This is a genomic window from Nocardia sp. CC201C, from assembly GCF_030010695.1.
GTDB classification, from domain to species: domain Bacteria; phylum Actinomycetota; class Actinomycetes; order Mycobacteriales; family Mycobacteriaceae; genus Nocardia; species Nocardia otitidiscaviarum.
This window is the reverse complement of the sequence record NZ_JASCXP010000249.1, coordinates 1-10823: the sequence shown is the minus strand read 5'-3', so window position 1 is coordinate 10823 and position 10823 is coordinate 1. Positions and strand designations below refer to the sequence as shown.

Annotated in this window: 12 protein-coding genes; 4 read left to right on the top strand and 8 right to left on the bottom strand. The window is 69.5% G+C overall.

The annotated features are described in order from the left end of the window. Together QK444_RS23475 and QK444_RS23470 are read right to left on the bottom strand one after the other, a co-directional pair. On the bottom strand, positions 1 to 985 hold a 985-nt coding region (locus QK444_RS23475; RefSeq protein ID WP_282783719.1), incomplete at its 3' end, for a hypothetical protein. A gap of 368 nt (positions 986 to 1353) precedes the next feature. Beyond that, the gene (locus QK444_RS23470; protein ID WP_282783717.1) at positions 1354 to 1875 is read right to left on the bottom strand and encodes a DUF1772 domain-containing protein; all 522 of its coding nucleotides are present in this window, start codon (positions 1873 to 1875) and stop codon (positions 1354 to 1356) included. A gap of 78 nt (positions 1876 to 1953) precedes the next feature. On the opposite strand from QK444_RS23470, the gene QK444_RS23465 reads away from it, so the two are divergent. Both QK444_RS23465 and QK444_RS23460 read left to right on the top strand, forming a co-directional pair. After that, on the top strand, positions 1954 to 2430 hold the full coding sequence (locus QK444_RS23465; RefSeq protein ID WP_282783715.1) for a MarR family transcriptional regulator: 477 nt from the start codon (positions 1954 to 1956) through the stop codon (positions 2428 to 2430). A 181-nt stretch (positions 2431 to 2611) separates the two neighbouring features. Continuing rightward, on the top strand, positions 2612 to 2821 hold the full coding sequence (locus tag QK444_RS23460) for a CGNR zinc finger domain-containing protein (protein WP_282783713.1): 210 nt from the start codon (positions 2612 to 2614) through the stop codon (positions 2819 to 2821). Positions 2822 to 2841: 20 nt separating this feature from the next. Here the strand turns inward: QK444_RS23460 and QK444_RS23455 are convergent, their stop codons facing one another. The 4 genes from QK444_RS23455 to QK444_RS23440 form a co-directional block, all read right to left on the bottom strand. Beyond that, the gene (locus QK444_RS23455; protein ID WP_282783711.1) at positions 2842 to 4311 is read right to left on the bottom strand and encodes a hypothetical protein; all 1470 of its coding nucleotides are present in this window, start codon (positions 4309 to 4311) and stop codon (positions 2842 to 2844) included. Next, the gene (locus QK444_RS23450; protein WP_282783708.1) at positions 4287 to 5198 is read right to left on the bottom strand and encodes a protein phosphatase 2C domain-containing protein; all 912 of its coding nucleotides are present in this window, start codon (positions 5196 to 5198) and stop codon (positions 4287 to 4289) included. The genes QK444_RS23455 and QK444_RS23450 overlap by 25 nt, the downstream gene beginning before the upstream one ends. Continuing rightward, complete coding sequence (locus QK444_RS23445; RefSeq protein ID WP_282783706.1) at positions 5191 to 5877, bottom strand: VWA domain-containing protein; 687 nt, start codon at positions 5875 to 5877, stop codon at positions 5191 to 5193. The genes QK444_RS23450 and QK444_RS23445 overlap by 8 nt, the downstream gene beginning before the upstream one ends. Positions 5878 to 5969: 92 nt before the next feature. Continuing rightward, a complete protein-coding gene (locus QK444_RS23440) occupies positions 5970 to 6746 on the bottom strand; it encodes an NAD(P)H-dependent oxidoreductase (RefSeq protein WP_282783704.1) in 777 nt (258 codons plus the stop codon). Positions 6747 to 6886: 140 nt separating this feature from the next. On the opposite strand from QK444_RS23440, the gene QK444_RS23435 reads away from it, so the two are divergent. Beyond that, on the top strand, positions 6887 to 7741 hold the full coding sequence (locus tag QK444_RS23435) for a helix-turn-helix transcriptional regulator (protein WP_282783702.1): 855 nt from the start codon (positions 6887 to 6889) through the stop codon (positions 7739 to 7741). 147 nt (positions 7742 to 7888) lie between these two features. On the opposite strand, the gene QK444_RS23430 is transcribed toward QK444_RS23435, so the two are convergent. Both QK444_RS23430 and QK444_RS23425 read right to left on the bottom strand, forming a co-directional pair. Further along, the gene (locus QK444_RS23430) at positions 7889 to 8818 is read right to left on the bottom strand and encodes a serine hydrolase (RefSeq protein WP_282783701.1); all 930 of its coding nucleotides are present in this window, start codon (positions 8816 to 8818) and stop codon (positions 7889 to 7891) included. Continuing rightward, on the bottom strand, positions 8815 to 9687 hold the full coding sequence (locus QK444_RS23425; RefSeq protein ID WP_282783700.1) for a LysR family transcriptional regulator: 873 nt from the start codon (positions 9685 to 9687) through the stop codon (positions 8815 to 8817). The genes QK444_RS23430 and QK444_RS23425 overlap by 4 nt, the downstream gene beginning before the upstream one ends. Before the next feature lie 167 nt (positions 9688 to 9854). Here QK444_RS23425 and bla point away from each other — a divergent pair, with 167 nt between their 5' ends. Then, positions 9855 to 10787, top strand: a complete 933-nt coding sequence (gene bla, locus QK444_RS23420; protein ID WP_282783698.1) for a class A beta-lactamase — start codon at positions 9855 to 9857, stop codon at positions 10785 to 10787. Positions 10788 to 10823 lie beyond the last annotated feature (36 nt).

Sequence of the window (10823 nt, the reverse complement as noted above, 5' to 3'; positions counted from 1 at the left end):
CGCCGAAAAATTTGTCCCTGCTCGCGTACTGAGTACGTCCGCTGGCCGTTATGGCCCGCTCGAAGTCGGCGTACCAGCGGTCTTTCACATGCTCGTCAAAAACCGCGGAACGTAGCCATTCGGCCTGAAACTCCGAGTACCGGCCGCCCGGGCGGGTCTGGTCCCAGAACTCATCGGCGTCCTTCCTCAGCAGTTCCGCCACGGCGTCCTCCAACCCCTCGACGCTGTGCGCGGCGGTGCCAGCGTTCCCACCCGCCGGCAAGGGCGCCACCGGTTGCCCACGGGCGGCACGACCGCGAGCGGTACTCAGGGCGCTGCGTATGACCAGGTCCATCCGGAATCCGTGGGTCACCGCGAACCACCCACGGACAGCTTCGTAGTGGGCCTCGCGCTCTCGTTCCGCGGCCTTCTCGGGCGACCGGTGCGTGCGGGTATGAAGATAGGCCTGATGCAGGTCGTAGCGGAATTCACGCCCGATCTCGGCAGCCGCCCGAGGGTCAGCGTAGAGCCGGCGCTGCGCTCTAGTGGTGTAGTCGGCGCGCGCGGCGACGAATCCGGCGTTGCCGCGTCCGAGGATATGTTCGGGTGTCGAGCGTTGGGCGGCTACGGCCCAGTGGCCGCTTTCGCGTCGTACCGACCACATCCCGTCGGCGTCGGCGCCAGTGATGGAGCGAGCCGCACCGCGTAGACCATTGCTGACCCGCCGAAGAGGGTTGACGGCGGCAACATCGGCCAGCCGGGGTAGCTTGTCAAGGATCTCGTCGCGACCATCAGCGAGAGCACGGGCAATCCGACTACCCAACATCTCTAGACGACCTGCCCCACGGCCGACCTGAACAATCCATGCTCGCCCGGACGGTTCTGCATCCGCCACTTGTACACGATCTCCACCACGAACGGGCGCCGATACCGGCACTGTGCCCAGGGTCACCTGAGCGGCGCAGGTCGGCGTGTACCGTAGCGTGCACTCGATGCCATTGCGCATTCGGGATATCCGCAATGGACTTGCGGGCGCAAACAACGCCCCCGGATTTCTCCGGGGGCGTTTCCGTATTCGATTATGCGATTGCAGACGGACGTTACAGGCGGTTGACCCGCCTCAACGATTCCTGCCCGTCGTCATCGGCATTCATGGCTTCATTCCAGTTGTCGTGCGCCTGCCCATTGGGCCCAGGATCCAACACCAATTCTCGCACCGTGTCCTCCTTCTACGGACGCTCGAGTACGCATCGCCCGTCACGTGACACGAATGCCTCGATGAACGCGCCGCCCCGCGATCAGTGATGCGATAGTTCAAAGGTTCCATCGAAACGTGTCTGCGAAACCTGCGAATCTCGAGTTGGCGATATTGCGTCATGCGGCGGTGGCCGAGAGCGGTCGCCGGTCCCCGGCTCCCGCGACACCGGACAGCGACAGCGCGCGCAGCAGGCAGAGCCAACCGGCGGCGGCGAGCACCATGCGCGGATAGTTCAGAGTCGTCCACAGGTCGACGAACGATTCGACCCGGTCGGCGTCCCAGTCGTCGCCGCCGTTCTGGAACACCAGCATCTGGGTGGCGAAGTAGGCGTAGGTCGAGATCGACGACAGCGTCATTATCGCGGCCCCCGCCAGCCACCAGTTCCGCAGCGGGATCGCAGCGCGGCGCGCGACGAACAGGCAGATCAGTGACAGCAGCGCCACCACCGGGGAGACGAACGGCCAGAAGGCGCGCCCCGCCTTGTGGAATCCGGAGATTTGCATGGTGGCGAGCACCTGTTCGGGCGGAGCCTCCGCCCACAGCGGTATCACCGCGAGCTTCTCGTACAGCCCGCCGCCGAACTGGATGCTCACGAAGATCACCAGCAGCCACAGCCAGATGGTGCGTTTGAACGTCATGATCGTACTTCCCTTCACCCGGTACTCTCGGTATCAGAGTCTCTCTGCAATAGAGAGATTAGGAAGGAGCAGCACGCTATGGGATCCGGGAACACCCGGAGTTCGGCCCTGAACTCGCTACAGGCCGAGTTCCGGATCCAGGCCGTCCGCACGGTCACCTTCCACACCGCGGTCGCCGCCCGCCTCGGCATCACCGCTGCCGACCTGAGCTGCCTGAACGTACTCAGCCTCGAAGGCCCGCGCACCCCCGGCGAATTGGCCGCCCGCATCGGCATCACCCGCGGCGGAGCGGTGACCGCCATGCTCGACCGCCTGGAGACCGCGGGCTATGTCCACCGTCGCCGCGACACCACCGACCGCCGCCGCGTCCTGGTGGAACTGGACGCCGCCCGCGCGGCCGAGCTGGTCTCACCGCTGTTCCAGGGCATGGGCGCGGCGGTCGGGGCTCGGCTGGCCGAGTACGGCGACGCCGAACTGCGTCTGCTGCGCGACATGCTGGCCGACGTGAACGAGGCAGCGGCGGAAGCGATCGCGGAGCTGCGCGACGGGCGGTGAGTGACCAGCGGGAGTTGCGATCCGGCTGTGGGAGACACTGCGTGTCCTGGTGCTGGCCACCATCGACGGCACAGCACCCCCCACACGACGCGGTCACCGACCCGAGCGCATTCCTTGCCGGGTACGATGACGCGGTGCGCCTCGTCGTCGCCGATCGGTTGCGGCGCGAACCCCCGCGACCGTGGTCGACGCGCTCGCCCGCATCGCACGCCGAGCCGTCGACTATCTGACCGGTATCGAACGTGCCGCGCTGAAGGTCTGCCCGGACCATGATTGCCGGGGCGTGTTCATCGACGGCGCAGGTCGCCGCCGCTGGTACCCGTCCCCGGCATGCGCGAGCCGGGGACGGGTCCGGGCGATGCGTGCCCGCCGCGCCGCCGATCAGGTCTGATGAATGACCGCGCCCCTGCTCTACCGCGGTGGCTGCCAGGTGCCGTCGCGGCAGAGCAGGATTTGGGTGTCCGGGCCCCTGGCCATCGGTGATGCTTCGGAGTCGCACAGGGTGCCGGGGGTGGCGCGCAGGAGGAGCACCGACGGTCGCCATGCCGGGGGTGCGGTTCCGTCCGACTGGCAGACCAGCCAGAAGCCGGACAGCAGTTCCCTGGGATTGTCCGCCGCCGGGTCGCACGGGGTGTTGTCGGTGCGGATGCGCGTCTCGCCACGGTCCGTCTGCTCCACGTGCGCACCGGGGAAGGGAGTCCACCCGGAGGTGGTCTCGGTCGCGCGGGGCCGGTTGGTCGGGCGGGACGGCTCGGAGATGGCGGCATCGGCGAGTGCGAAGACGGTCAGGATCATCGTGACGGCGATCGCCAGCTTCGCCGTGAGCCACGGGTCGTGGGATGGCGTCGTCGCGGAAGTCGACGCTGCCGCCGGGGCCGGGCGTTGTCGGACAGTGGGTTTCGCACGGATCGGTGGGGGACGGAACCGATCGGCGTATCGGTCCACCGCCCGCAGTGCCGGATAGCGGAAGGCGCTCCCGTCGCCGGTCAGGAAGACCGCCTTCAGCGCGTCGCGCCATTCGACCGCCGTCGGGCGACCCGTGGTCGCGAAGGGGTCGCGGAACGCGCGGTCGAACAGTGATCGCAGCCGCACGGGGAGGTCGTCGGGTATACCGGAGGGCGGGGCCCAGTCGCCGTCGACGAGTTCCGGCGCACCGGGATTGAGCAGCAGCGCGCGATAGACCATGACGGCGAGGGCGAAACGATCGCTGTAGCGGTCGTGCGCGGGGATGCGTCCGGCCACCCATCGCGGATCGCGCCAACCCGCGGTGCCGACGCCGCGCTCCCGGACCTCCGTCGCCGGATGCACACCGTCGCAGTCGATGAGGTAGGCATGCGGAGAGCGCCTGTCCCACACCAGATTCTTCATCGAGATATCGCCGTGGACCAGGCCCAGCTCATCCAGACAGGCGAGGATGTCGCAGGCGCGCAGCAGGACGCCGACCCGCACCGCCGCGCGGGGTGGACGGGCGGCGGCCACGTACAGGAAATCCAGGGTGAGCGGTTTGCCGTGCTCGCCCAGAAACCGCGGCGGAATGAGCGGCAGGATCACCCCGGTGACGGCATCGGATTCGGCGATGATGTCGATGGGCCAGTTCACCGAGGATTCGGCGGTGGCGGCGACGGTCTCGGCGCTTTCGGCGTCGGCCGTGATCCGGGCTCCCCGCGCGGCGATCTCACCCAGCGTGTCGATATCCCGCCGATCGGTGAGCGGCGTGCGGTACCGCTTGAAGACCCTGATGTGGCTCGCCTCGTCGCGGCAGGTGTACAGAATCGACTGCCCGCCGGAGGAATTGAGCGGTTCCGCATCGACCCGGTAGCGTCCGTACCGGCCCGCGACGGAGCTGTCCGGGTCGCTCATGCCGACAGCGGTTCCAGCCACACCACCACCGCGGTGCGATCGTCGTGCGAACCCTGCCGCCGGTACCGCAGCGAGTCCACCATCCACGCCGGACCGCAGGGTCGGGACCAGCGGTGTGCCAACCAGTCTCGGACATCCGGGGAGTCGAAGAGGTCCCCGGCGAGCCCGTCGGTGGCCAGGATCAGCAGCCCGGCGCCTGGCAGCGGCCAGCGCGCCGGTTCGAGCAGCGGACGCGGATCGTCGCAGGGCAGCGTGTGCCGAACGATATTCAGCGGCCCGTCATCGGCATCCGGGTAGACGACCTGATAGCCCTCCGATTCGGACCATGTGAACGCCTCGCAGTCGCCCACCCGCAGCAGCAGCATGTCCCGGCCGCCGCCCGGATGCAGCGGGAGCCAGCACAGCACCATGGTGCTGGCCAGCTCGCGCGCGGTCAGGCCGAGAGTCGTGTCCCGCAACCGTTCGAGCGTGGCGACCGCCTGCCCGATGGCCTCCGTCAGCGCCGCGTGACCGCGCTCGACCACCTCCGCACCGGAGAGCGCGGCAGCCTCCGACACGCACAGCCGGGCCAGGAGTTCCGCGCCGATCTGCGCGGTGTCCGCCTGCTGCCCGAGACCGTCGCACACGGCCAGTACCAGGGCGCTGCCGTCCCGGGCGACGGTGAAGCCGTAGGAATCCTGTGCGGAACCGCCCCGGGCGGTATGTGATTGCCCGGCCAGGCTCACGGCGGCCACCCAGCGCCCGGCGAGCATGCCCGCATCGGCCCGCACCCCCGCCAGCGCGGTCGCGGTGGCGGCGAGGCGGGGTGCGGGCAGCGGTCCGAGGTCACCGATGCGTGGTCCGTGCGAATCCAGTTCGGCGTAGAGGGTGCGGTCCGGGCACACCCGCCCGATCGGCTGTTCAGACAATGTTCTCCGGCAGCCGGGTGAGATTCGGGGACGGCGGGATGATGAGCGCTCCGCCGGAGGGGCTGCCGAACGAACTGGAGGTGGAGCGGATACTGCCGATCACACTGTGCAGAATCTCGCGCACCGCCGCGACCGGATCGGGATCGTCGGCGAAATACGCGTGCCCGGTCGACACCCGGCCGATGGCCTCCCGATCGGCCGCGCCCATCCCGAACGCGACCACCTCCGCCCCGAACTTGTCTGCGCGATCGGTGAGTTCGCGCCAGGCCGGCAGCCAGTCGCGACCATTGTGCTGACCGTCGCTGAGGAAGAACACCACCGGGCGATAGAACCGGGTGCCGCGACCCAATCCGCGAATCCCCTGTTCGATCGCGGTCCGGGCGGTCCGCAGCCCTTCGGCGAAATCGGTCGAATCCCGGGTATCGAGCCGGGGCAGTTCGGTTTCCCAGAGGTTGGCCAGCGGCAGTTCGATGCGCGCGGAGGAGGAAAAGGTCACCAGCGCGATCCGAGCGATCTCACCGGTCGCCGGATCCTCCAGAATGGCCTGCCGCAGCTCGGGCAGGGCCTGGTTGACCGCGTCGATGGGCGCGCCGCGCATGGACGCGGACACGTCCACCACCAGACAGACCGGAAAGACCGGTGGACGTTCGATATTCGAGAACCGCGACGGCTGGTCCACGGTGAAACCCCCTCCTGCACAACATGTACCGGCGAGTCTGCCACAGCCCCGGCCGGTTATCCCGGCATTTCCGGCGGACGGCGATCGCCCGGCTACCCCAGATGGAGCCCGAATCCGCTGCGCCCCGGCACTTCCCGGCCCGCGCGCAGTCGCAGCGAGGGCAGTTCGTAGTCGCCGCCGTTCTGGGGGCGGTAGGGGATCGGGGCGGTGCCGGCAAGAGTGCGCAGGCGCTGGCGGTACTGCTTGGCGGCCACCGCGAAGTCCTCTTCGGTGCAGCGGTCCGCGCCGTAGACGACGAAGGGCGGGACGACCCGCATACCGGCGTAGTAGAGGATGCCGTGCTGGATGGGGAACAGCAGATCGTCGATGGGGCCGTTCACGCCGCGGTCGGAGTAGTGCGGTTCGCGGCCGCCGATGGTGACCGACAGCATGGCGCGCTTGCCCGCCAAGGTGCCCTCGCCGTAGCGGTCGCCCCATTTCGTGTCGTTGTGTTCGCCGACGCCGTAACCGAATCCGTAGGTGAACACCCGATCCACCCAGCCCTTGAGAATGGCGGGCATGGTGTACCACCAGAGCGGGAACTGCAGGATCACCGTATCGGCCCAGCGCAGTTTGTCCTGTTCCGCATGGACGTCGGGGGTGAGACCACCCGCCTCGAAGGCGCGGCCGGAATCGCGGACGACACGTAGCGGCTCGGAGGCGGCGGGGCCGAAATCGGCGGCGTCCACCAGCGGCTTCCAGTTCATGGCGTAGAGGTCGCTCACCCGTACGTCGTGGCCCGCCTCGGTCAGGGTGGACACCGCCACGTCGGTCAGCGCGCCGTTCAGCGACCGCGGTTCCGGGTGGGCGTGGACGATGAGTGTGTTCATTTCCGCTCCTTCGTGATCGGTCGCCTTCGATCCTGACCGTCGACGAGCACGCTGTTCAGGGACGCTTCTTCCCTCGGTCGAGACTTCCTGGTATCGACAGGGCCACCCTCGCCCGCGCCGGGTGCGGTGATACTGGAGCGATGGACGACCTCGCCGACTTCCTGCGCACCCGCCGCTCCCGCGTCGACCCCGCGACGGTCGGCATCACCACCGATGCCCGCCGCCGGGTGGCGGGACTGCGCCGGGAGGAGGTCGCGCATCTGTCCGGCGTCAGCGTGGATTACTACGTGCGCCTGGAGCAGGGCCGTGCCCGACAACCGTCGACACAGGTGCTCGACGCGTTGGCGGGCGTCCTCGGCCTGGACGAGGTGGAGCGCGAACATCTGCACCGGCTCGCCCGACACCCGCGCCGCCGGGCCCGGACCGCACCGGCGAACGCGCGCCCCCGTCCGGAATTGCTGCGCATGCTGGATCTGGTCGGCGACACCCCGGCCTTCCTGCTGGACCACCGCATGGACGTACTCGCCGGAAACCGTCTGGCCGAACTGCTTTTCGGCCGTCCGCTGCGCCAGTTCAATATCGCCCGCCACATCTTCCTGGATCCCGACGGCCTCGCCCTCTACGCGGCCTGGGAGAAGTGCACGCTCGACACGGTCGGACATCTGCGCCTGGCCGCCGGGAAGTATCCTGACGATCCCGGGCTGGCCTCGCTGATCGGGGAACTCGCCATGGGCAGCGACCGCTTTCGCCGTCTCTGGGCTCGCGCCGATGTGCGCTGCCGCACGCACGGCCACAAGCCCTACACCCATCCCCTGGTCGGCCGCCTCGACCTGCACCAAGAGAACTTCGCCCTTCCCGACGACACCGGCGTGGAACTCATCGTCCTCTCCGCGCCCCCGGGCAGCGAGGCTCACGACAAGCTCAGCATCCTGGCCAGCCTCGGCGCCGAACCGCGTGACGACGCCAGGCAAGCCGCCCGTGCCGAGCGCGACTGATCGCCAGCGGCTGCTGCGAACGATCGAGTGGGATACCGGCGCGTCGCACCGGAATCACGCCATGTACCTCGCCGATGCGCGCGAGCGACCGAGGCCGCCCGGTTGATCTCGGTACCCGTGCGAACGCTCCCGCCGGGAGCCCTCGGATCAGTCTTCCGGCAGCGGGCGGCGAAGCTCGGTGACGGCGATACGGGCGGCCTCCGCGATCGCGGCATCGACAACGGGCAGCACCGGGTCGGCGCGCGCCGCGCGGGTGAAAACCGCCACGGCGACCGGGTATTCGCCCGGGAACTCCACCACGGCGACCTCGTTGCGGATGACGCCGATGGTGCCGGTCTTGCCCGCGACCGACACGCTGCTGTGCGGGAATCCGGCGGCGATGCGGTGCTGCCACACCTGGGCGCGCATGACGGCGCGGGCATAGTCGGTCCGCTCGGAGGAGAGGATGTCGCCGCGCCACAGTGCGTGCAGGAAGCGCGTCATCTCCTCCGGTGTCGTCGCGCTGGTGTAGGACGGGTCGTAGGCCGACACCGACCAGGCTTCGTCGTTGCGCGCCAGCACCGCGAACGCCTCCGCCGTGGTGTGGGTGTCGGTATCGCGAACCAGGCTGCGGTGCAGGTCGGCGGTGCCGCCGATAACGCGGGTCTGAATCAGGCCGAGCTCGTCGAGCAGGTCTTCGACGGCGGCCAGCCCGATCTCGCCGAGCAGGACGTCGGCGGCGGCGTTGTCGGAGACCGTCATCATGGAGGTCGCCAGATCGCGCAGGCTCACGGTCACCGGGTCCCGCAGGGCAGCGATCCCGGTGGGTCCGGGCGTGCAGTCCGACGGCGTCACCGTGATCCGGGCGGTGGGGTCGATCCGGCCCGCGTCGATATGGCGACAGAAGGCGACGAACAGCGGGAGCTTGTACACCGAGGCGACGACCACCCGTTCGTCACCGCCGAGTGAGATCTCGGTGCCGGAGTCGTCGCAGCGACGGGCGTGCAGCCAGCCGCTACAGCCCGCATCGGCGAACACGGCCCGGACGCGCTTCTCGACGTCACCGGTGATCGGTTGCCTCCGTTGGGTATTCGTCATAGCCGCTCCCGGTACAGCACCCGGTCCACGGCGTCGGCGAGGGCGGCGGCTTCCGGCCGGTGGATGACGCGGACGCGTAGCGCCACCGCCTGCGGGGCCAGACGCAGCCAGGCCACGCCCGGTGTGGGAGCCGGGGCGGTGGTGGTGAGCCCGAAGCTGGTCCCGGCGGCGACCGCGGCGAAGACGGCGCGATCATCCGGCGCGGGCACGGTGGGCATGTCCAGGCCGCGTTCGCGCAACAGGTCCAGCACGGTGTCGAAGGCGGGCGGATTGCCCGAGCGCGGCGGACAGGCGAAACTCAACCCCGCCAGCATCGGGAAAGCGGGCCGCTCGGCACCCGCGCTGCGATGCTCCGCGGGCACCACCAGCCAGCGTGGAATCCGTACCACCGGCCGCGCCTCCACCCCGTCCACGAGTGCGGGGTGCTCGATGACGGCGACGTCGTACAGCCCCGCCCGCACATCCGCGACCAGGTCGACGGTGGTGCCGACCGTCGTGGACACCGCCGCGTCGGCCGCGCCCGAGGTGCGCAGCGCCCGCACGCCCGCGGTCACCATGGCGTCGGGCAGCGCCGCGATCGCACCCCAGTGCACCGCCCCGTACGCGTGCGCGATGCGCTGCGATTCGGCCAGCAGCCGATCGGCGTCGTCGACGAGCAGCCGGGCACGGGGGAGCAGTTGCAGCCCGGCCGAGGTGAGTACGGCTCCCTGCCGGGTGCGGTGCAGCAGGTCGACGCCCAGGTGCTGTTCCAACCGCCGCAGGCCCTGCGACAGCGGCGGCTGGGTCATATCCAGCGCGGCCGCCGCCCGGCCGAAATGCCCCTCCTCCGCGACCGAGACGAAGAAGCGGAGATGGCGGATCAGATCCATGCGGCCATTGAACCAGCGGCCCGGCGGCGATCCGCCCGGGCACCACGCCCCGAGACATTCCGCACCGGCTTTCCCATCGCCGTGACCTGCGGCGATATCGAACCCGACTCGCCCGCGCGCGGGCCGGATATTGGCGGGTGCCACCGCGTCGGTGATCTAGTCCGGCGGTGACCTTCTCCACGACATACCGCCGCTCCTCATTCCGCCGATTCGTCGCCGTCGCGGCCGTATCCGCCCTCGTGGTGGTCGGTACGGCCTGCGGTTCCGATACGGGATCCGGGGCCGCGGCGACCTCGAGCGCGACGACGAGCACCGCTGTCGCCGATCCCTTCGCCGCGCTGGAGTCCGAACGGGCCGCCCGGCTCGGCGTGTACGCGGTCGATACCGGTTCCGGTCGGACCGTCGCCTATCGGGACGGTGAACGGTTCCCGATGGCCTCCACCTTCAAGGGGCTGGCCTGCGGGGGGCTGCTGCACCACCACCCGCTGTCCACCGGCTACTTCGATCGGATGGTCCGCATCTCCCGCGACGAGCTCGTCGAGTATTCGCCCGTGACCGAGCAGCACGTGGACACCGGCATGACGGTGGCCGAACTGTGCGAGGCGACGATCACCTGGTCCGACAACACCGCCGGTAACAAGGTGCTCGAATTGCTGGGTGGCCCATCGGGTTTCACCGACTTCCTGCGCTCGATCGGTGACCAGGTGACCCGTCTGGACCGGTGGGAGCCCGAGCTCAACTCCGCCGTGCCCGGTGACGAGCGCGACACCACCACCCCGGCCGCGCTGGCCGCCGACTACCGCGCCCTGGTGCTGGGCGATGTGCTCGGCGAACCCGAACGGGCGCAACTGAAGTCGTGGCTGATCGCCAACAACACCGGTGACAAGCGCATCCGCGACGGGGTGCCCGCGGACTGGACCGTCGGCGACAAGACCGGAACCCCCGCCTACGGTGGCGCGCTGGATGTGGCCATCGCCTGGCCGCCGGGTCTCGCCCCGATCGTGATCGCGGTGCTGACGGGCAAGACCGAGCAGGACGCCGAACCGGACGACGCGCTGGTGGCCGATGCGACGCGGGCGGCGGTCGCGGCGCTGAACTGACGCGGCGAGTGCGCACATCCTAGTGTCGGCGCGCCA